Source organism: Pannonibacter sp. SL95 (genome assembly GCF_026672425.1).
Taxonomy (GTDB): domain Bacteria; phylum Pseudomonadota; class Alphaproteobacteria; order Rhizobiales; family Stappiaceae; genus Pannonibacter.
Map to the genome: position 1 here is coordinate 648,593 of NZ_JAPPRC010000006.1, position 21,469 is coordinate 670,061.

The 21,469-nt window shown below is 65.4% G+C and carries 16 protein-coding genes and 1 pseudogene; 11 read left to right on the forward strand and 6 right to left on the reverse strand.

Annotated elements, in window-relative coordinates:
• Positions 1 to 3: 3 nt before the first annotated feature.
• From OVA12_RS20055 to OVA12_RS20070, 4 genes are all read left to right on the forward strand, one after another.
• Positions 4 to 1,920: a PhoX family protein gene (locus tag OVA12_RS20055; protein ID WP_268140417.1), complete on the forward strand. Its 1,917-nt coding sequence runs from the start codon at positions 4 to 6 to the stop codon at positions 1,918 to 1,920.
• Positions 1,921 to 2,240: 320 nt separating this feature from the next.
• Entirely contained in the window at positions 2,241 to 3,398 is a 1,158-nt protein-coding gene (locus tag OVA12_RS20060) for a serine hydrolase domain-containing protein (protein ID WP_268140418.1), read from the forward strand.
• Positions 3,395 to 3,769 (forward strand): nuclear transport factor 2 family protein, encoded by a 375-nt coding sequence (locus OVA12_RS20065; RefSeq protein WP_268140419.1) that lies wholly within the window; start codon positions 3,395 to 3,397, stop codon positions 3,767 to 3,769. The genes OVA12_RS20060 and OVA12_RS20065 overlap by 4 nt, the downstream gene beginning before the upstream one ends.
• A 449-nt stretch (positions 3,770 to 4,218) precedes the next feature.
• A complete protein-coding gene (locus OVA12_RS20070; RefSeq protein WP_268134326.1) occupies positions 4,219 to 5,178 on the forward strand; it encodes an IS110 family transposase in 960 nt (319 codons plus the stop codon).
• Positions 5,179 to 5,231: 53 nt separating this feature from the next.
• Here OVA12_RS20070 and OVA12_RS20075 read toward each other — a convergent pair whose 3' ends face one another.
• Positions 5,232 to 5,840 (reverse strand): NUDIX domain-containing protein, encoded by a 609-nt coding sequence (locus OVA12_RS20075; RefSeq protein WP_268140420.1) that lies wholly within the window; start codon positions 5,838 to 5,840, stop codon positions 5,232 to 5,234.
• Between the two features lie 308 nt (positions 5,841 to 6,148).
• Here OVA12_RS20075 and OVA12_RS20080 point away from each other — a divergent pair, with 308 nt between their 5' ends.
• Complete coding sequence (locus OVA12_RS20080) at positions 6,149 to 6,451, forward strand: GNAT family N-acetyltransferase (RefSeq protein WP_106751790.1); 303 nt, start codon at positions 6,149 to 6,151, stop codon at positions 6,449 to 6,451.
• A 223-nt stretch (positions 6,452 to 6,674) separates the two neighbouring features.
• On the opposite strand, the gene OVA12_RS20085 is transcribed toward OVA12_RS20080, so the two are convergent.
• Together OVA12_RS20085 and OVA12_RS20090 are read right to left on the reverse strand one after the other, a co-directional pair.
• A complete protein-coding gene (locus tag OVA12_RS20085; RefSeq protein WP_268140421.1) occupies positions 6,675 to 8,000 on the reverse strand; it encodes a GH1 family beta-glucosidase in 1,326 nt (441 codons plus the stop codon).
• 5 nt (positions 8,001 to 8,005) lie between these two features.
• Entirely contained in the window at positions 8,006 to 9,043 is a 1,038-nt protein-coding gene (locus tag OVA12_RS20090) for a LacI family DNA-binding transcriptional regulator (protein ID WP_268140422.1), read from the reverse strand.
• Positions 9,044 to 9,304: 261 nt separating this feature from the next.
• Between OVA12_RS20090 and OVA12_RS20095 the strand changes: the two genes are divergently transcribed.
• The 5 genes and pseudogenes from OVA12_RS20095 to OVA12_RS20115 all read left to right on the forward strand — a co-directional run bounded on the left by OVA12_RS20095 (position 9,305) and on the right by OVA12_RS20115 (position 15,915).
• On the forward strand, positions 9,305 to 10,660 hold the full coding sequence (locus tag OVA12_RS20095; RefSeq protein WP_268140423.1) for an ABC transporter substrate-binding protein: 1,356 nt from the start codon (positions 9,305 to 9,307) through the stop codon (positions 10,658 to 10,660).
• A 369-nt stretch (positions 10,661 to 11,029) separates the two neighbouring features.
• The gene (locus tag OVA12_RS20100) at positions 11,030 to 12,025 is read left to right on the forward strand and encodes a carbohydrate ABC transporter permease (protein WP_268140424.1); all 996 of its coding nucleotides are present in this window, start codon (positions 11,030 to 11,032) and stop codon (positions 12,023 to 12,025) included.
• Positions 12,025 to 13,152 carry a carbohydrate ABC transporter permease gene (locus OVA12_RS20105; protein WP_268140425.1) on the forward strand — a complete coding sequence of 376 codons (1,128 nt, stop codon included), beginning with the start codon at positions 12,025 to 12,027 and terminating at the stop codon, positions 13,150 to 13,152. Before OVA12_RS20100 ends, OVA12_RS20105 begins: the two co-directional genes overlap by 1 nt.
• Positions 13,153 to 13,169: 17 nt before the next feature.
• Positions 13,170 to 14,793 (forward strand): annotated as a pseudogene (locus tag OVA12_RS20110) (alpha-glucosidase family protein).
• Positions 14,794 to 14,829: 36 nt separating this feature from the next.
• Complete coding sequence (locus OVA12_RS20115) at positions 14,830 to 15,915, forward strand: ABC transporter ATP-binding protein (RefSeq protein WP_268140426.1); 1,086 nt, start codon at positions 14,830 to 14,832, stop codon at positions 15,913 to 15,915.
• 50 nt (positions 15,916 to 15,965) lie between these two features.
• On the opposite strand, the gene OVA12_RS20120 is transcribed toward OVA12_RS20115, so the two are convergent.
• The gene (locus tag OVA12_RS20120; protein ID WP_268140427.1) at positions 15,966 to 16,397 is read right to left on the reverse strand and encodes an Lrp/AsnC family transcriptional regulator; all 432 of its coding nucleotides are present in this window, start codon (positions 16,395 to 16,397) and stop codon (positions 15,966 to 15,968) included.
• A gap of 139 nt (positions 16,398 to 16,536) precedes the next feature.
• On the opposite strand from OVA12_RS20120, the gene OVA12_RS20125 reads away from it, so the two are divergent.
• On the forward strand, positions 16,537 to 19,578 hold the full coding sequence (locus OVA12_RS20125; RefSeq protein WP_268140428.1) for an aminotransferase class III-fold pyridoxal phosphate-dependent enzyme: 3,042 nt from the start codon (positions 16,537 to 16,539) through the stop codon (positions 19,576 to 19,578).
• A gap of 273 nt (positions 19,579 to 19,851) precedes the next feature.
• Here the strand turns inward: OVA12_RS20125 and OVA12_RS20130 are convergent, their stop codons facing one another.
• Positions 19,852 to 20,754, reverse strand: coding sequence for an MBL fold metallo-hydrolase (locus OVA12_RS20130; RefSeq protein WP_268140429.1), 903 nt, complete (start codon positions 20,752 to 20,754; stop codon positions 19,852 to 19,854).
• Between the two features lie 26 nt (positions 20,755 to 20,780).
• On the reverse strand, positions 20,781 to 21,428 hold the full coding sequence (locus OVA12_RS20135; RefSeq protein ID WP_268140430.1) for a DsbA family protein: 648 nt from the start codon (positions 21,426 to 21,428) through the stop codon (positions 20,781 to 20,783).
• Between the last annotated feature and the right edge of the window lie 41 nt (positions 21,429 to 21,469).

Consider the following 21,469-nt stretch of genomic DNA (forward strand, 5'->3'; position numbering starts at 1 on the left):
GCCATGACCGAGATCAACAAGAACGACCTGTCCTGGGATGAATGGGATGAACTGCAGACCCCGCCGCCGGCAGTGACGGATTTCGACAAGGTCGTCGAACAGGCCCTGTCGCGCCGCGGTTTCCTGGGCGGCATCCTGGCCATGGGGTCGGCTGCAGCGGCCATGGGTTCCCTCTCCGGCGTTGGCGCCCTGATGTCGAGCACCTCTGCGGAAGCCTCGACTTCGCGCTTTGCCTTCAAGCCGATCGCCATTGCCACCGACAGCACGATCCATGTGCCGGAAGGCTACACCTGGAAGGTCCTGTCCAAGTGGGGTGACCCGCTGTTCTCGAGCGCCGCACCCTTCAGCGACGAGACCGGTGGTGACGCTGCCTCGGCCGACAAGGTCTTCGGCGAGAACACCGACGGCATGGAACTGTTCGTGATCGGCAACCGCCAGGTGATTGCCGTCAACCACGAATACGTGAACCCGGAAATCAACCTGCCGAAGAACGACAAGGGCAATCCGGCCAGCGCCGAAGACGTGATGAAGCTGCAGAACCTGCAGGGCGTCACCGTCATGGAAGTGGCGGAAGGCGAGAACGGTTGGGGCATCGTCGTCGACAGCCCGTTCAACCGCCGCATCACCCATCTGACGCCGATGAAGATCTCCGGTCCGGCCGCCGGCTCTGACCTGCTGAAGACGGAAGCCGATCCGACCGGCACGCAGAGCCTCGGCACCTTCAACAACTGCGGCGCCGGCAAGACCCCGTGGGGCACCTATCTGACCTGCGAGGAAAACTTCAACGGCTACTTCGGCACCACCGACGCGGCCTTCAAGCTGCCGGACGACTACAAGCGCTACGGCATCGTCGCCGAGACCCGCTATGCCTACGAGAAGTTCGATCCGCGCTTTGACGTGGCGAAGAACCCGAACGAGCCGCGCCGCGCCGGCTACGTGGTCGAGATCGACCCGTCCGACGCCAGCTCGACCCCGGTGAAGCGCACCGCGCTTGGCCGTATCAAGCACGAGAACGCTGCCGTCGTCATCGCCCGTGACGGGCGTGTGGTCGTCTACATGGGCGACGATGAGCGCGGCGAGTTCCTCTACAAGTATGTCTCCAACGACGTCTACGTTCCCGGTGGCGACACCTCGAAGCTGCTCGACGAAGGCATGCTGTATGTCGCCATGTTCTCCGACGAAGGCACCGGCGAGTGGCTGGCGCTGACCCCGGAAACCACTGGCATGAAGGCAGACGAGATCGCTGTCTTCACCCGTATGGCTGCCTCCAAGGTGGGCGCGACCACCATGGACCGTCCGGAGTGGGTCGCGGTCAATCCGGTCGCCATCGAAGCCTATTGCTGCCTGACCAACAACACCCGCCGCGGTGAAGTGAAGGACGGCAAGATGCGCACCAACGCCGGCGGCGACCAGATGACGCTCAACGCTGTCAACCCGCGCGAAAAGAACGGCTACGGTCAGATCGTGCGCTGGTATCCGGCAAACAATGACCACGCGGATGCCGCGTTCAAGTGGGACCTGTTCGCGATGGCCGGCAACCCGGTCGTCCACAGGGACAGCGCCTATGCCGGGTCGCAGAACATCAACGAAGGCAACATGTTCAACTCGCCGGACGGGATGATGTTCGACACCACTGGCCTCGTCTGGATCCAGACGGACGGCGAGGACAGCAACGAGGGCGACTTCGCTGGTCAGGGCAACAACCAGATGCTGGCAGGTGACCCCGTCACTGGCCGCATCGAACGCTTCCTCACCGGCCCGAAGGGCTCGGAAGTGACCGGCCTGACCTGGTCCGCCGACAAGCGCACCATGTTCGTCGGCATCCAGCACCCCGATGCTCCGTTCCCGGAAGGCGAAGGCAAGCTGCCGCGCTCGGCCATCATCGCCATCAAGCGTCAGGACAACGCCCTGGTTGGCTGAGGCCTGGCGGACAGGACTGAAGACAAGGGAGGGCGCGCCGGTGGCGCGCCCTTTTGTTTGACAAGCCTCGACCTCTCCGAGGTCATCCCGGCCAAGCGCAGCGCCGAGCCGGGACCGGAGAGCCCGGGCAGCGATGTTGCAATGAACTGAAAGCCGTAAGACCTCGGCTCTCCGGTCCCGGATCTCCGCTTCGCTGCGTCCGGGATGACGCGTTCACATGTTGCCCCCCAGACCACACTGACGCGATGCCTTCGCAATTTTGACGTGTTCTCTGACTACGACTTCGTTCCGGCGATGCAGCATTGCCGGAGGACAGGACCGTGGACCCACAGCTGCCAGTCGTACGATCACAGACGCTGCGCCCCTTGGCCGTCCCCCCTCATCCGGCACTGATCGGCTTTGTCGAGGGGGCAACGCGAAGCGGGCGGTTGCCGGCGGTGGCCGCAGGGATCTGGCAGGAGGGGCATGGCCCTATGCTGGCCACGAGTGGCCGCAGGTCGGCATCCGCCAAGGTCGCCGTGACCGACAGCGACCGCTGGCACATCGGCTCGATCACCAAGTCGATGACCGCGCTGCTGTTGATGCGGCTGGGGAGCCGGCACGGGGTGACGCTGGAAACGTCGCTGGCCGATCTGGTCAGCCTGCCGTTGCACGAGACGCTGAAGCCGGTGACCCTGAGGCTCCTGCTGGCGCACCGGGCCGGACTGACCGCGAATCCGCCGACAGCGCAGGCATTCCCAAGACATGGGCCGGTGACCCATGGCGCGGCCCATGGCCCCGAGCGGGATGCCATGATCGCGCCCTTTCTGCTGAAACCGGTGAACCCGGGCAAGCACAGCTATTCCAACATCGGCTACATGCTCGCCGGCCATATCGCCGAACGGCTGGGCGCAGACAGCTACGAGGCCTTGATGCGGGCCGAGATTGCGTCTCCGCTCGGGCTTGAAAGCTTCGGCTTTGGTCCGCCGCGCGGGCAAGGGCCGCTGGACGAGCCGCTTGGCCATACATCGCTCCTCGGCTTCTTCCGCAGGCCCGTACCAAGCGACTCCATTCGCGCGGACCTCGCGGCTTGCCTTGCGCCGGCCGGACTGGTGCATCTGTCGATGGGCGATCTCCTCAGCTATGGCGCTGCCGTCTTGCGGCTGGCGCGCGGCGAGGACGGGATCGTTTCCGCCGCCAGCTTCGCTGACCTCACACGCAGTCCCGACGACTACGCCGGTGGTTGGGTCAAGGGAGAGGAGCCCTGGTCGAACGGTCCGTTCCTTGGCCACAATGGCTCAAACCAGCGCTGGTACGCCGATCTCACGATCCTGCCGGGCAAGGGACGGGTGCTGGCCTTTGCCACCAATGTCTTCGGCCTGCCCGGCTTTGGCGCTGCCATGCGCTGGCGTGGAATTGCAGCGGTTCGCGATGAGGTGACGTCTCAGCCGGCCTCCGGTGCAAGTTCCAAGCGTAGCGAGCAAAAGCGCGTGCCATGACCAAAGTTCCCCTCCTCAAGGACATTCAGTTGCTGGAAGAGGCGCTGTACCGGCCGGAGATCCGGCGCTCGCGAGAAGCGGTCGGAAGTTTGCTCGCGGATGGCTTTTTCGAGTTTGGTTCATCCGGGCGCGTCTACGACCGCGCCCGCACCATCGAGCTTCTCGCCTCGGAAGGCGGTGCGGTAGAAAGTGGCTTGAAGGCACAGGACCACGCCCTGACGTTGCTCGCAGAGGGAGTGGTCCTTCTGACTTACCAGTCGGAAAGCACGTCCGAAAACGGGTTGCCGCGACGGGTGTTGCGAAGCTCTATCTGGAAGCAGGATGGTGCACGGTGGCGGATGGTTTTTCATCAGGGCACGGTTAGAGAGTAAGCGTGGACTCCTGACGGCGAGGGCAAGCCGCCGCGCCCTTTTTGTTTCAAGGTCATTGCCCCAATGGCTGTCACCCCGGACGAGCAACGCGAGATCCGGGGCCTACTCGTTTCCAGAGCAGTGCCGTATTGCCAGACGCTGCCATACTGCGACGAGAATACATCTGGGCCCTATGATGCGCAGGATGCGGCGCTCTGGAAACGAGTAGGCCCCGGGTCTGCGCTGCGCTTCGCCCGGGGTTGTTTGTTGTCCGAGGTGCTAGGGTAAAGGGGAAGCTGCGACCCTTAACCCGCAGCTTCAGCGTCAGGCGACCGTCCCGGGGTCGGGCTTTCACCCGCTGTCATCATGGCTCCCTGACGCTTCCCTTTTCCCGCTTGGAGAGTTGATTGGGCCTCTGGCTGACACCCACGCCCGCAAACAATCCGAAGCACGTCAAGGATAGCACGGCCATGCCCGCCCTGCAGCAGCCTCCCGCCCATGTCTGCGGCTTCGATGTCGCCAAGGACAGCATCACCGCCTTCGACACCGCCACCGGCCGTGTCACGACCTTCCCCAACCGCTCCGCCAGCATCCGCAAGGCGCTGACAGGCCTGTCGGCCGACTGCCTGTGCGTGCTGGAGCCGACCGGCGGCCACGAGCGCCTGCTGGTGGGCGAACTGACCGCTGCAGGCCTGGCCTGCCACCGGGCCGATACCGTCAAGGTCAAGGCATTCAGCCGGTCCTTCGGCCGTCTTGCCAAGACAGACGCCATCGATGCCCAGGCTCTGGCCCGCTATGGCGAGGAGCGCTGGAAGACACTCGCCCTGTTCACGCCGGCCGATGAGACCCAGAGCACACTCGCCAGCCTCAATGCCCGCCGTCAGGAGCTTCTCGCCCTCAAGGTGGCCGAGCAGAACCGCTCAAAGATCCCCGGAGAGGGACCTGGCATCGCGATCATCCGCCGCTCCTGCCAGGTCATCCTGCGGGCGATCCTGCACGAGATCGAGGCCATCGACGCCGCCATCGAGGCGCTCGTCGACGCCTCGCCGCAGCTCGCCCGCCGGATCGAGGTCTGCTGCTCCCTGCCGGGCGTGGGCAAGCGCACCGCCATCACCCTCGCCGCAACCATGCCGGAACTGGGAACGATGGACCGGCGCCAGGCCGCAAGCCTCGCCGGGGTCGCCCCTCATCCCAAGGACAGCGGAACCCTCAAGGGATATCGCCGGATGCACGGCGGACGCTCCACCGTCAAGCCGGCCCTCTTCATGGCCGCCTTGTCCGCAAGCCGCGCAAACGGGCCATTAAAGGAGGTCTATCAAAGGCTTATCAACAACGGGAAGAAGCCAATCCTCGCAATCGCCGCCCTCATGCGAAAGATCATCGTCATCCTGAACGCAAGGATCAGGCAAAACGCACAACAACAGAGTTGATGACGGCGGCGGAGGTCGAGTATTGCCCGCAACCTCACGAAGCGTCGGATTTCTTAAGCGCGGAAGACTGTCAGGGCAAGGTGATAGAGGAGCAGGATGGTCTTGGCGTCCGGGATGCGGCCATCGGCGACCATTGCCATGACCTCGTCGAAGGGCAGGTCGAGCACGGTGATGTCCTCGCCCTCATCCGCCTTGCCGCCGCCGTCGGAGATGCGATCGGCCGGGGAATAGGGGGCGATGAAGAAGGTGAGGCGTTCCGTGAGGGAGCCGGGGCTCATGAAGGGGGCAAACAACTGCTCGACGGGGCCCAGCCGGTAGCCAGTCTCTTCCTCCACCTCCAGCCGGATGCGCGTTTCCGGATCGGCATTGTCAAGGAGGCCGGCCGGGGCCTCGATCAGCTCCTCCGCATGGCCGCTGACGAGCGCCGGCAGGCGGAACTGGCGGGTGAGCAGCACGTGGCGGCGCACCGGGTCATAGGGCAAAAGCACGGCACCGTGGCCCCGGTCATAGACCTCGCGCACCTGCGGCTGCCAGTCGCCATCGGAGCGGCGATAGCGGAAGCCGTATTTCGTCAGCCGTCCCCAGTTCGCGGACAGGAGCTCCTGTGTGTCGATCTCGACGCGGCCTTCGAGCGAAGCACCAAGGAGGGCGGGCTTGTCCATGTGAACACCTTCAGACAGTTCGGCAACGCCGCGACGCGCGGCAACATGACCGCCAGAGGGCTTGGAAATCCGGCCAGGATCAAGCCGGAACCTGCGGCGGGTTCGTTTTCTGCAAAGGACAGTGACGGTCAGGACACATCTATTCGAAGCGAGACAGTGCGGAAGAAAAATACGTCATCGTCTTCTAAATGGTGGACAATGTGTCCGTCGTCAGAGGGCTGGCGCAGGTGAAGCCGGTCTGCGAGGTTTCTCGCATGACATCAAGGGCGCGTGACTTGCGCGCCAGGTGAACAGGACGGAGGGAAGCGATGAGTGATGTGGGTGTGACCATTCGCGAAGAACGCGGCGCTGGCCGGGGCCGCTTCGTCGGGACTGTCGAAGGCGCAGAAGGCGAGGCGGAAATCACGTTCTCGATCGTCAATGACGGCCTGATCATCGCCGACCACACCGGCGTGCCGGACAGCATGCGCGGCATGGGCGTCGGCCAGAAACTGGTGGCGCATATGGTGGAAGCCGCGCGTGCCGGTCAGTTCCGCATCGTGCCGCTGTGCCCCTTCGTCAACGCCCAGCGCCAGCGCCACAAGGAGTGGGCTGACGTGTTCCAGGTGTGAGCATCTGGCGCCATTGGTTGCTTAAATACGCCGTGGCGTCTTCCCGGACGAAGCGAAGCGGAGATCCGGGACCGGAGTGCCAAGGCGCTTCGCAGGCGTGGTCACGGACCTACCGCTTCCTCGGCTCTCCGGTCCCGGCTCTCGCGTTGCTCGGCCGGGATGACGTTGGAGAGGTCGAGGCTTTCCCGCAAGATTGCGCCGCTAACTTGTCTGCCTGTTCGCCCTAGCGCGCAAGCGCCTGACGCAGGGCGTGGTAGGAGGCCTTGGGGGTGCGGGTGAGGGTGTCGAAATCGACATGGACGAGGCCGAAGCGTTTCTCGTAGCCGAGCGACCATTCGTAATTGTCCATGAGCGACCAGACGAAATAGCCGGCGACCGGAACGCCGGCAGACGCGGCCCGGCGCACGGCCTCGAGATGGCTGGCGATATAGGCGATGCGGCCGGCATCCTCCACTGCGCCGCCCTCGATCACGTCCGGATTGGCCATGCCGTTCTCCGTCACGTAGAGCGGCAGGCCCTTCGTGTAGTCGGCGTGGGTGCGCTTGAGGAAATGCTCGAGCCCCTCGGGATAGATTTCCCAGCCCATCTGCGTCTTCGGCAGCGGCCCGTCGACCTCGCGCAAGGACGGCCAGGGGCTGGCCGGATCGGCGGCGATGAGCTTGCGGGTGTAGTAGTTGAGCCCGCACCAGTCGACCGGCGTGCCGATGACGTCGAAGTCGTCCTGCCAGCCCGCCGGCATGTGCGGCAGGAAAGCCTCCAGCACCTCCGCCGGGTATTCCTTGCGGAACATGCCCGACAGGAACCAGCGATTGTAGTAGCCGTCATAGACCCGGGCGGCCTCGATGTCGGCGGCGCTGTCGCTGGCGGCCTGGGCATACTCGAAATTGCAGACCGCGCCGAGATTGCCCATGCCCAGCGCCCGCATGGCCTGGATCGCGCGGCCGTGGGCGAGCAGCACGTGGTGCATAGCGCGCGCGGTGGCGCGGATGTCGCGCAGGCCCGGGGCGTGGTGGCCCATGAAATGCGACAGGAAGGCCACGCACCACGGCTCGTTGATGGGGGCAGCCGACCAGACACGGTCGCCGATGCGGCGCATGATGACGTCGGTGTAATCGGCGAACCAGCCGGCGATGTCACGGTTGCGCCAGCCACCGAGATCGAGCAGCGGCGAGGGCAGTTCCCAGTGATAGAGGGTGGCGGCGGGCTTCAGGCCGCGCTCCAGCAGCCCGTCGACCAGGCGGTCATAGAAGTCGAGCCCCTCTCGATTGACCTGGCCGCGGCCTTCGGGAATGACGCGGGCCCAGGAGGTGGAGAAGCGGTAGACATCGAAATTGCCGTCGCGGATCAGGTCGAGATCCTGATCGAGGCGCAGATAGTGCTCGCAGGCGCGTGCGCCATTCTCGGCCCGCACGACATTGCCGGGCGTGGCGGCAAAGTCATCCCACTGGGTGCGGCCCGCGCCGCCAAAGCCATGACCTTCGATCTGGTAGCTCGAGGTTGCCGCGCCGAACAGGAAGCCGGACGGGAAATCAGAACGGGTGACGAGCATGACACTCAGGTCCTTGCAGGGGCTGGAACGGGGCCGGTGGACTGGCCGATGATCAGTTCGGCTTCCAGCAGGCGGGTCTGGGGTTCGCCGGAGGGGTCAGTGATGAGCGAGAGCAGGATTTCCGCCGCCTGCCGTCCGGCCTCGCGCACCGAGGAGCGGGTGGCGGTGTAGATCGGCACGTCCTCGCCGTTCTTCATGTAGCTGAGATCGTCATCGTGGATGATGATCGAGACATCGCGGCCAATCCTGAGGCCCCGCTCCTCGACGGCGCGGCGCACGCCCATGCCTGAGATCATCGAGGCAACCAGGAAAGCCGTCGGCGGCTCGGGCAGCGCCAGCATGCTCGCGGCCATGGCGTGGCCCCGGCCTTCCGTCATCTCGGCACTCGACATCAGCTCCGGCGCCGGCGTCAGGCCGCGTGCCTCCTGAGCCTCGGTAAAGCCGATGCGACGGCGCATGGCGAAATCCATGAACTCGAGGCCGTTGACCAGCGCGATGCGGCGATGGCCGAGATCAAGCAGGAAGTCGGTGGCGCGGCGGAAGGCGCGGCGGTTGTTCACGTCGAGCCAGGAATAGGGTGTCTGGCTGCCGCTGGCCCGCCCATGCACCACGAAGGGCAGGCCGATCTCCGTGAGGAGGCGCACGCGCGGATCATCCATGCGCGGACCATGCACGATCACGCCGTCGACGGTTCCACGCGCCTTCAGCTCGCGGTAGGCCGCCTCCTCGTCATTGTCGGGCACGACAGACAGGACCATGTCGTAGCCATTGCGGGAATAGGTTTCGCCCGCTCCTGCAATGAAGTCGGCGAAGACCGGGTTCACCATCTCGTGCTTGTTGGCGATCGGGATCACATGGCCGATGGCCATGGCGCGGCCGGTCGCAAGGCGCTGGGCGCGGGAGTTGGGGCGGTAGTTGAGCCGTTTGGCGGCAGCCATGACCCGTTCGCGCGTGGCCTCGTTCACCTCCGGATAGCCGTTGAGTGCCCGGCTGACGGTGGTGGGGGACAGGCCCAGCTGACGCGCGAATTCCTTGAGATTCATTGGCCCCAGTTTTCCAAAGCGCTTTGAAGACTGCGCAACTTTAGCGGCGCCGCGCCGTTGCGTCAAAGGGTTGGGACATCTGATCATGCTGCGTCGCACAAGAAGCGCGACAGTATTGCTGGCCTTTTCGGATTCTTTTTGGGTCCCAATTGACTCTGCGTCGGCAATCGGCGAGTGTGCGGCATCCAAAGCGGTTTGAATAAATCGCCGTGACGGGTTTTGCGCGCCGCGCTCGGCGCGCTCGCAACTGGGAGGTTAGCGATGAAGAGCGTGTTTCTGGCAGGTGCTGCTGCACTTGCCCTGATGACTGGCACAGCCGCAGCTCAGGAGCTGAAGTTCGAGCCGGGCAAGGACGCCCGCTTCAACTGGAAAAGCTATGAAGCGCTGAAGTCTCAGGACCTCAAGGGTCAGGAGATTTCGATCCTTGGTCCCTGGCTTGGGCCGGACAAGGAGCTGATCGAGAGCGTGATCGACTATTTCGAGGCAGCGACCGGCGCGAAGGTGAATTACTCCGGCTCCGACAGCTTCGAGCAGCAGATCGTCATCGACACCGAAGCCGGATCTCCGCCCAACATTGCTGCCTTCCCGCAGCCGGGCTTGGTGCGCGATCTTGCCGCCAAGGGTCAGATTGCGCCGCTTGGGCAGGCAACCTCCGACTGGCTGCGTGACAACTATGCGGCCGGCCAGTCCTGGGTGGACCTGTCCACCTTCAAGGGCAAAGACGGCAAGGATGACCTCTACGGCTTCTTCTTCAAGGTCGATGTGAAGTCGCTCGTCTGGTACGTGCCGGAGAACTTCGAGGACGCGGGCTATGAAGTGCCCAAGACCATGGAAGAGCTGAAGGCGCTGACCGACAAGATCGTGGCTGATGGCGGCACGCCCTGGTGCATCGGTCTGGGCTCGGGCGCGGCCACCGGCTGGCCGGCCACGGACTGGGTCGAGGACCTGATGCTGCGCACGCAGTCGCCGGCCGACTATGACGCCTGGACCTCGAACGGCATGAAGTTCGATGATCCGAAGGTGGTGGCGGCCATCGAGGAGTTCGGCTACTTCGCCCGTAACGACAAGTATGTCGCGGGCGGTGCCGGTGCTGTTGCCTCGACCGACTTCCGCGACAGCCCGAAGGGTCTCTTCGCGTCGCCGCCGCAGTGCTACATGCACCGCCAGGCCTCGTTCATTCCGGCCTTCTTCCCGGACGGGACCAAGGTTGGCGAGGATGTCGACTTCTTCTACTTCCCGGCCTACGGCTCGAAGGATCTCGGCCAGCCGGTGCTGGGTGCAGGCACGCTGTTCTCCATCACCAAGGACAGTCCCGCCGCCCGTGCGTTCATCGAGTTCCTGAAGAGCCCGATCGCGCATGAAGTCTGGATGGCGCAGAAGGGCTTCCTCACCCCCTACAAGGGCGTGAACACGGATGTCTATGGCGATCCGACCCTGAAGAAGATGGGTGACATCCTTCTGGGTGCCAGCACGTTCCGCTTCGACGGCTCTGACCTGATGCCGGGTGCCATCGGCGCCGGCGCCTTCTGGACCGGCATGGTCGACTACACCGGCGGCAAGGACGCCAAAGTGGTTGCCGGCGAGATCCAGAAGACCTGGGACGCGCTGAAGAAGTAAGGGCTGCGCGCCAGCGCTGACAGTCTGCAACATGATCATCCCGGACCGGGCAGCGTTCGGTCCGGGATGGCATTGAAGCGGGGTCCCTACCCGTGCGGGATACTCGGGGTCATCCCCGCCTTGTGCGGGGATCCAGCTTCTCTTGCCGGTGAATTGATGGTTCTGGGTCTGGTCTTCTGCTGCCTGGATCCCCGCACGAGGCGGGGATGACCGGAGGGGAGGGTTAGGTCTGGCAGGGCTGAACCTGAGAGAGCCGGATTCTGCCGGGTTCAGGCCCTGCGGTTAGAGCCAGGACTGCCGGGCCCCATCGCCATTCGACGGCTGAAAAAACAAGTAACGGCGCAAAAATCGCCAGCCTCGGGAGGACGCATGTTCGAGCAACTGATGATGGCGGGTTCGACCATCGTGGTCGGCGTGTTCGGCTGCGTTGCCTATTTCTTCGCCTCGAACCTCATTCTGGATCGTCTGTTGCCGGCCAAGGGGCCGAATGCCGGGGCGAATATCAACCGCGCCAATGCGGTCCGGCCCTGGCTGTTCCTGGCGCCGGCGGTGCTCCTGCTCGGGCTCTATCTGGTCTATCCGGTGTTCGTGTCGATCTGGCTGTCGCTGCATGACAGCGGCGGGGACAACTTTGTCGGCCTTGCCAACTATTCCTGGCTGTTCCAGGACGAGAAATTCCGCGAGTCCATGCGCAACAACCTGTTGTGGCTGCTCGTGGTGCCGGCCGCCTCGACCTTCTTTGGCCTGATCGCGGCAGCCCTGACTGACCGTATCAGCTGGGGCAACTTCGCCAAGTCGCTGATCTTCATGCCGATGGCGATCTCCTTCATCGGGGCCTCAGTGATCTGGAAATTCATTTATGACTTCCGCGGTGAAGGCCAGGCGCAGATCGGACTGCTCAACGCCATCGTGGAGGCATTCGGCGGCACGCCGCAGACGTGGCTGACGCTCGACATCGCCAACAACTTCTTCCTGATGATGGTGCTGATCTGGATCCAGACCGGCTTTGCTATGGTGATCCTGTCGGCGGCCCTGCGCGGCATTCCGGAAGAGACGATCGAGGCCGCCATTCTCGACGGGGCCTCGCCGCTGCAGATCTTCCTCAAGATCAAGGTGCCGCAGATCTGGGGCACCATCGCCGTGGTCTGGACCACGATCACCATTCTTGTGCTGAAGGTGTTCGACATCGTGCTGGCCATGACCAACGGCCAGTGGGGCACGCAGGTTCTGGCCAATCTCATGTTCGACTGGATGTTCCGTGGCAATGACTCCGGCCGCGCCTCGACGGTGGCGCTGGTGATCATGCTGCTGGTGACGCCGATCATGATCTGGAACATCCGCAACGCCCGCAAGGAGATGCGCTGATGGACAATATCGCGGGCACCCGGTCCAGGCTGGTCTGGGCGGTCAACCTGTCGGTGGTGGCGCTGGTGGTCTTGTGGACCATCCCGACGTTCGGACTGCTGGTCTCCTCGGTGCGCAATGCGGACCAGATCGCCTCGTCAGGCTGGTGGCAGGCGCTGTTCCCGGCAACCCAGAACCTGATCGTGCGTGCTGCACCTGCCGAGAGCCAGACCGAGGAAGCGGGCAAGTTCGTGCTGGCCGGCAATGCGCTGGAGGGAAGCTCCGGCACCGTTTCGGCTTTCGGCACCAGCTCGCGTGAACCCACGGCCTTTGCGCCCGGCGACGTTGCCGACCTTGGCGACGGCCAGACCTTGAGCGTTGCGACGGACGGCAGCTACCGCATCGAAAGCCCGACCCGGTTCGAGGGGCGCAGCCCGCGCATCTTCGTGACGGCCCGCACGCCGCCGGCCTTCACCAGCAGCAACTACGCCAAGGTGATTGGTGCCGAAGGGCTGGGCCGGGCTTTCCTCAACACCATGACCGTGACGATCCCGGCCACGGTCATCCCGATCCTGATTGCCGCCTTCGCCGCCTATGCGCTGGCCTGGATGGAGTTTCCCGGCCGCGCGCTGCTGATCGCGGCCGTCGTGGGCCTGCTGGTGGTGCCGCTGCAGATGGCGCTGATCCCGCTCCTGAAGCTGCACAACGCCATCGGCATCGGCAAGGACTACCTCGGCATCTGGCTGGCTCATACCGGCTTCGGCCTTCCGATGGCGATCTATCTCCTGCGAAACTACATGGTCGGCCTGCCGCGGGAGATCATTGAAAGCGCGAGGGTCGACGGGGCGACGGATTTCCAGATTTTCCTGAAGATCATTCTGCCACTCAGCTTCCCGGCCCTTGCCTCCTTCGCAATCTTCCAGTTCCTCTGGACCTGGAACGACCTCCTCGTCGCCACCGTGTTCCTCGGCAACACCGAGAGCCAGCTGGTGATGACCGGCGTCCTGCGCGAGCTGCTCGGCTCCAAGGGCGGCGAGTGGGAAATCCTGGCGGCCTCGGCGTTCCTGTCGATTCTGGTGCCGCTGATCGTCTTCTTTGCCATGCAAAAGTATCTGGTGCGCGGCCTTCTGGCCGGCTCTGTCAAGTAAGCTGCGAGACTGTTTTCATGACGTATCTGACCAAGGACAAGGACTGGTGGCGTGGCGCGGTGATCTATCAGATCTATCCGCGCAGTTATCAGGACCTCAACGACGACGGCATCGGCGATCTGGCCGGCATTGTCTCGCGCCTGCCGCATATTGCCAGCCTTGGCGTCGACGGCATCTGGATCAGCCCGTTCTTCACCTCGCCGATGAAGGACTTCGGCTATGACGTGTCGGACTATTGCGATGTCGATCCGATGTTCGGCACGCTGGCCGATTTCGACCGGCTGATCGAGACCGCGCATTCGCATGGCCTCAAGGTCATGATCGACCTGGTGCTGTCGCATACCTCCGACAAGCACGCCTGGTTCGAGGAAAGCCGCCAGAGCCGCGACAACCCGAAGGCCGACTGGTATGTCTGGGCCGATCCGAAACCGGATGGCACCGTGCCGACCAACTGGCTGTCGGTATTCGGCGGTTCCTCCTGGCACTGGGACGGGCGGCGCGAGCAGTATTACCTGCATAACTTCCTCGTCTCGCAGCCGGACCTCAACTTCCACAATCCGGCGGTGCAGGACGCGCTGCTCGACGTGGCCGGTTTCTGGCTGAAGCGCGGCGTCGACGGGTTCCGCCTCGACACCATCAATTTCTATTTCCACGACAAGGAGCTTCGGGACAATCCGCCCCTGCCGAAGGACCAGCGCAACACGCTGACAGCGCCGGCGGTGAACCCCTACAATCACCAGCTCCATCTCTACGACAAGAACCAGCCGGAGAATCTGGGCTTCCTGCGCCGCCTGCGCGCGGTGATGGAGCCTTACAGCGCAGCGGCCGTCGGCGAGGTCGGCGACAGCCAGCGCGGACTGGAGATCCTGGGCGAATACACCCGCGGCAATGATCTCATGCAGATGAGCCTATGCCTTCGAGTTCCTGGCCGGGGCCGGATTGACGGCGCCCTATGTGGCGAGCGTGTTCGAGCATTTCGACCGGGTCGCCTCGGAAGGCTGGGCTTGCTGGGCCTTCTCCAACCATGACGTGGTGCGCCACATCAGCCGCTGGAACCTGACGCCGTCGGCGGCGCGCACCTATATCACCCTGCTGATGTGCCTGCGCGGCTCGGCCTGCATCTATCAGGGCGAGGAGCTGGGCCTGCCGGAGGCTGACGTTGCCTTCGAGGACCTGCAGGATCCCTATGGCATCGAGTTCTGGCCGAAGTTCAAGGGCCGCGACGGCTGCCGGACGCCGATGGTCTGGCGCACGGACAATGGCTATGGCGGCTTCTCCAACACCAAGCCCTGGCTGCCGGTTCCGGCCGAGCACCTGCCGCTGGCCGCAGAGGCGCAGGAGCAGGACGCGGGCGCGCTGGTGCACCACTATCGCCGTGCCATCGGCCTGCGCCAGGCACAGGTGGCGCTGAAGAAGGGCAGCCAGTCGGCGATGCGCGCCGAAGGCAATGTGCTCGTGTTCGAGCGCGAGGGCGGCGGCGAGACGCTGACCTGCGTCTTCAACCTGTCCGACACACCGGCGGATGTGACGCTGCCGGCGGGCCCGCGCGAGACCCTGGGTGAGGACATCGGCAGCATAGCGCCCCGCGATGGCGTCGTGCAGCTCGGCCCCTGGGGCGTGTCAATCACCCGCAAGGCCTGACAAGACCCGCAAGCAAGGGCGTAGGGAGGAACCACCATGGCCGATCTGAAGCTGACGGATGTCGCCAAGGCCTATGGCGACATCAAGGTGCTCGGCAACATCAACCTGGATATCAAGCAGGGCGAGCTGATCGTCTTTGTCGGGCCGTCGGGCTGCGGCAAGTCCACGTTGCTGCGCATGATCGCGGGGCTGGAGCGGATCAGCGGCGGCCGGCTGGAAATCGACGGCATGCTGATGAACGACGTGCCGCCGGCCCAGCGCGGCATCGCCATGGTGTTCCAGTCCTACGCCCTCTATCCGCACATGACCGTGCGCGAGAACATGGCCTTCGCCCTGAAGATCGCCGGCAAGAGCAAGGCCGAGATCGATGCTGCCGTCACCAAGGCAGCCGGGATCCTGCAGCTGACGCCCTATCTTGACCGGCTGCCCAAGGCCCTTTCCGGTGGCCAGCGCCAGCGCGTGGCCATCGGCCGGGCTATCGTGCGCGACCCGAAGGTCTATCTGTTCGACGAGCCGCTTTCCAACCTCGACGCGGCGCTGCGCGTGGCGACCCGCATCGAGATTGCCCAGCTCAAGGAGCAGATGCCGCAGTCGACGATGATCTACGTCACCCACGACCAGGTGGAGGCGATGACGCTCGCCAGCCGCATCGTCGTGCTGGCCGGCGGCGGAATCAGCCAGGTGGGCACGCCGATGGAACTTTATCTGAGGCCCGAGAACGAGTTCGTGGCGCAGTTCATCGGCTCTCCGGCCATGAACCTCTTGCCCGGCGAGATCGTGGCGACGGGCGCGGAAACCCATGTGCGGCTGGAGACCGGCGGCACGGCCCGGGTGGCCATCGCCACGACGACGGCCGACGAGGGGCTCAAGGTCAATCTCGGCGTCCGGCCGGAAGACCTGACGGTCAGCGCGGAGCCCTCGATCTACACTGGCGAGGTGGAGATCACCGAGGCCCTGGGTGAGGTGACGCTGCTCTACTTCCGCAAGGACGCGGCCGGCCGGCAGATGGTCGCCAAACTCCCCGGCATTCACGGCGACCTGAAGCACCGCAGCGTGCACCTGACCGCCGCCCCCGACAAGCTGCACCTGTTCCACGGCGGAAAGTCGCTGCTGTACCGGTGAGGGGAGAGGGGCGCTGTGGTGCGGGCGGGACTGCGCGACCCCCGCCAGAGCTAGCCCCGCATCTCGTCGCGCAGGACGATGGCGGTGGTGAGGTCGGCGATGTGGGGCAGGGAGGCGATGGTGTCGCGCAGGCGATTGAGCGCTTCGGTGTCCGCGACGCTGACCGAGACGATCAGGTCCGTGTCGCCGGTGAGCGAGGCACAGGCGGAGACGCCGGGCAGATGGATGATGCGGGCGACCGTGTCGCGCGCCGGGGTCTTGGTGAGGCGGACGAGAAGATGCGCCTGTAGGGCGGCGCCCATCGCCTCGGGAGCGATGTCGGCGTGATAGCCGCGGATGATCCCGGCCTTTTCCATCCGGTCGATGCGCTCGCGCACTGAGGAGCGGGCAAGGCCAACTTCGGCAGCCAGCGTCTTGAGCGGCAGCCGCGCATCGGCTTTCAGAAGCTCGATGATCCGCCGGTTGATCTCGTCCAGATGCATGTCCTCCCCCTTGCGCCTTGCCCCCACTGCCTGAGTGCCGGCCCGACATAGCAAAGCGGCGGCCGCGCCGCCACTTTGACGGCTGCCATGACCTGCATTCTCATGTCAGTTCTGGTGGGAACGCTGACGGGAGAGACCGATGCCGATTGAAGAGAGCCGCCCGACCCTGAGCCCGGACGAGGCGCTTGCCATCCTCGCTGATGCCTATGGCCTGACCGGCCGGCTGACGCCGCTGCCGAGCGAGCGCGACCAGAATTTTGCCTTTGAATCCGCCGACGGCATGAAGGCCATCCTGAAGATTTCGCAGCACGGGGAAGACCCTGAGGCGCTGGCGTTCCAGGAGGCGATGCTGGCGCATCTGGCAGTCGCCGATCCCGGCCTGCCGGTGCCGCGCCTCATTGCCCGGCGCGATGGCGCGCTGAGCGGGACTGTCGACAGCTCGGACGGCCGCAGCCATGCGGTCCGGCTTGTTTCCTATCTCCCCGGCGAGGCGATGGCGGATGCGCGCGGCGATCACGCGACCCTGCGCGATCTCGGCCGCGTGCTCGGCCGGCTCGACCGGGCGCTTCTGTCCTTCGGCCATGCCGGCGCGATGCGGACCTTCGACTGGGACATCCGGCAGACACCGCGCGCCAGGGCGCGGCTTGCAGCGATCCGCGATGCGGGCGACCGCGCGCGTGTTGCCGACATTCTGGATGCCTATGACAGCCGCGTTGCCCCGGCGCTGGCGCGCCTGCCGCATCAGGTGATCCACAACGACGCTAACGACTGGAACCTGCTGGTGGATGCGGCCGGGCGCGTCTCGGGCGTGATCGACTTTGGCGATGCGCTGTTCTCGCCGCGCGTGGCGGAAGTGGCTGTTGCACTTGCCTATGCGATGATGGAGCGGGACAACCCGATCCTTGCCGGGGCCGAACTGGTGGCCGGCTATCACGCCGAACATCCGCTGAGCGATCTGGAGTTCGCCCTGCTGCCCGATCTGATTGCTGCGCGGCTGGCGATCTCGGTCAGCCTGTCGAGCGAACGGGCGGCGCTGGCGGCGGACAATCCCTATCTCAGCGTCTCCGAGCGCGGGGCCTTCCGCCTGATCGAGACGCTGGCGCGGCAGGACCGGCACATCGTCACGGGGATCTTCCGCAAGGCAGCAGGGCTTGAGGCCGCCCCCGGTGCGGAGCGGGTGAAGGCATGGCTTGCCGCCCATCGCAACCGTCTGGCGCCCCTGATGCAGCCGCATCCGGCGCGGGCGGAAAAGCATGTGCTGAAGCTTGCCGACCTGAACGATCCGCTGGTCCAGGCGAGCCGCACGCAGGACCACGCCAGGGCTGCCGCCCTCTATGAGGCCGAGATGCAGGCCGCCGGGGCGGAGCTGGGCATGGGACCCTGGGGCGAGGTGCGCGAGGTCTATGCCGCGCCGTTCTTTGCCTCCAAGCTGATCGCCGGCGAACGGCGCAAGATGCATCTGGGGCTCGACATCTTCGCGCCTGCCGGCACTGTGCTCACCGCGCCGCTGCGGGGGCGCGTCGTGGGCCTCGCGATCAACCCGGACCCGCTCGACTATGGCGGGCTGATCGTGCTGGAGCATGAGCCCGAGCCGGGGCTGGTGTTCCGCACGCTCTGGGGTCATCTCGCTCATGCCTCGATCGAACGGCTCAGTCTTGGCCAAGTGATCGCGGCCGGCGCGGAAGTGGCGCGGCTCGGCGACACGGACCAGAACGGCGGCTGGCTGCCGCATCTCCACCTGCAGGTGGTGCTGCCGGACTATCCCGACATTGCCGGCATTCCGGGCGTCGGCGAAGCGGCGCTGGAGGCGGTCTGGGCGGATCTCTATCCGAAGGCCTATGATCTGGCCGGCCTGCCGCTGGAGACCTTCGAGAAGACCGGGCGCGACAAGGCGAGCCTGATGGCGGCACGCAAGGCGCTGCTTGGCCCCAACCTGTCGCTGTCCTACCGCGAGCCGCTGAAGATCGTGCGCGGCGAGGGCGTCTGGCTGATCGATGCGGGCGGGCGCGCCTATCTCGACTGCTACAACAACGTCGCCCATGTCGGGCATTGCCACCCGCATGTGGTGGCCGCGCTGCGCGACCAGATCGGCACGCTCAATACCAACACGCGCTACCTGCACGATGCCATCATCGACTATGCCGAGCGGCTGAAGGCGACCTTGCCGGAGGGGCTCGACACGTTCTACTTCACCTCCTCGGGGAGCGAGGCGAACGAGGTGGCGCTGCGCATGGCCCGGGCAGCGACGGGCCGCAAGGGTACGCTGGTGGTGGACTGGGCCTACCACGGCACGACCCAGGGACTGATCGACGTCAGCGCCTACAAGTACAAGCGCAAGGGCGGCCAGGGGAAGCCGGCCACCACCCATGAACTGCCGCTGCCCGAGGTCTACCGCGCCCCGGCCGACTGGCCGGCCGACGAGATCGGGGCGCGCTATGTGGCAGAGGCCGAAGACATCATCGCCGGGCTGGTCACGCGGGGCGAGGTTCCAGCGGCCTTCATCGCCGAGACCATCCCCTCCGTTGCCGGGCAGGTATTCCTGCCGGAAGGCTACCTGAAGGGCATTTATGCGGCGGCGCGCAAGGCGGGGATCGTCTGCATCGCCGACGAGGTGCAGGTCGGCTTCGGCCGGGTGGGCGGCACCATGTGGGCCTTCGAGGAGCATGGCGTGGTGCCGGACATCGTCACCATGGGCAAGCCGATCGGGGCCGGGCATCCCATGGGCCTGGTGGCGACGCGGCGCGACATCGCTGCCGCCTTTGCCAACGGCATGGAGTATTTCAACACCTTCGGCGGCAACCCGGTGTCCTGCCGGGCGGCGGCGGCCGTGCTTGACGTGATGGAGGCGGAAGGCCTCAAGGAAAACGCAGCACGGGAGGGCGCCTATCTGCTGGAGGCATTCCGGGCGATGATGGCCGAGGACGAGCAGATCGGCGACGTGCGCGGGCGCGGCCTGTTCCTCGGCATCGAGATGGTGCGCGACCGGGCGAGCAAGGCGAACAATGGCGCCCGGGCCGGGGCCATCGTCGGACGGATGCGCGAGCTGGGCGTGCTGGCCGGCACCGACGGGCCGTTCGACAACGTCATCAAGCTGCGCCCGCCGATGGTCTTCGCCCGCGAACACTCTGATTTGCTGCTGACGGTGTTCCGGCAGGCGCTGGCGGAGACGCGAGGACGGTGAGGGGGCAGCTCGTTCGCGCCAACGTCTATTGGAGTTCGAGGTCTATCGGCGCCCCTCCCCCTCGTGGGGAGGGGGTAGGGGTGGGGGGCTGTGAGCCCAATACGCCCCCGGAGCCGATCAATCCTTCCATCCGAAAACACAAAAGCTTGCCGAATGGCCGAGGCTGCCCCCCACCCCCAACCCCTCCCCCTCGTGGGGAGGGGGGCGGAGAAGCTTGAGTGCACCTGACAAGGGCGGAGATGTCGTGGAAGTCGCTGGGCTAAACTGTGGGCCTCAGCCCCACTTCATCTCGCCCTTCACCACCTTGGCGGAGAGTTCGAGGCTGAAGTCCTCGCCCGCGTTGGGGAAGCGGGCCTTCATGGCCTTGATGAGGGCTGCACTGTTGGCGGCCTTGGCGGCCTCTTCCTCGAAGGCGACCAGATAGGCGCGGGTGTAGGCGATGGCACTGGCATCGAGCGCCGAGCCCGAGGCCATGTGGCCGGGGACAACGACCTTCGGGTTACGCGCGGCCATCTCGTCGAGGGCGGCGATCCAGGCCTGACGCTGTTCCGAGGTCGGCGTGTCGGCCATCCAGACATGGATGCCGGAGAAGACCAGCACGCCGCCGAAGACCGCTTCCAGCGAGGGCACCCAGAGATAGCGCCGGTTGGCGAGGCTGCCTGCCGGAACGATCTCGATGGTCTCGCCGTCGAGCGTCAGGCTGGTTTCGGACGAGACGGCGGGGATCACCACGTCGGCCAGGACCTGCGGGCCGTTTTCCTTGAGCTGCGGACCCCAGACGGCGAGTTTCTTTTCAACATTGCCGTTGATCGCCGCGACCGTTGCGGCGTCGGCAATCACTTTCGCGTCCGGGAAGGCAGCCTTCACCGGGCCGAGGCTGAAGTAATAGTCCGGGTCGCTCTGGCTGACATAGATGGTGGTGAGCCGCTTGCCGGTGGCCTTGATGGCCTCGGCAAGGGCGCGGCCATCCGCGAGGGTGAAGCCGCCGTCGATGAGGATGGCCTCGCTCTTGCCTTCGATCAGGACGGGAGCACGGAGAAAGCCGGCTTCATCAGCCTGGAAGTGGGTCCACTTCAGCCCGCTTGTGGCGGCCAGGACATCGAGCGGCAGGTTGAGCGCGACCATGGCGGCCGTGCCGGTGAGAAGGGTCTTGAGGGTCTGACGACGTGTGAACATGGCTGTATCCTTGGACTTTCAGAGGATCAGGCGGCCTTGAGCCGGGTGACGAGGGTCTCGGGATTGGCGTAAAGGGCGGCGGAAGGCACGAGGCTGCGGCTGCCGTCCGGGTTTTCAAGGACGAGCGTCGGCACGCCATTGGCGTGGACGGACCGCAGCATCGCGCTGCCTGTGGCCGCGCGGCTCTGCGTCATCGCAATCAGGGCGGCATCAGGGGCGGCGACGCGGCGGGCGGCGTCTTCGAGGCCGATCCGGTGAAGGGCGTCCGCCAGAACGGCCAGGTTGGTGATATCGCCGCCGTCGACATAGCGGGCGATCTGGATCGCCTTGAGGGCAGCAACCTCACAGGCGAGGCCGCTGTCCCGCGCGGCCGTGAGGGCAAGGGTGGCCGGGCCACTGTCGAACATCTGCGTCCTGTTGGCCAGCACATCGCGGCGGTAGAGATCGGAAAAGACCTGGCCGGTGAGACGGGCAATGCGCTGATCATTGGCCCAGGCATAGGCGGCAAAACCATCGTCCATGGGCCGCGCGCCTGCGCCAGAAAAGAGCCCGGTGGGCAACAGGTCGAGATGCACGTCAGCGTCTTCGGCAAGGGCGCCGATGACCGGAGCTGCGCCATAGCACCAGCCGCACAGGGGATCGAAGAGATAGGTAAGACGGAGCGACTGGGGCATCGGGAACTCATGTCGTGAACTTAAGGGTGCCCGCCTTTGCC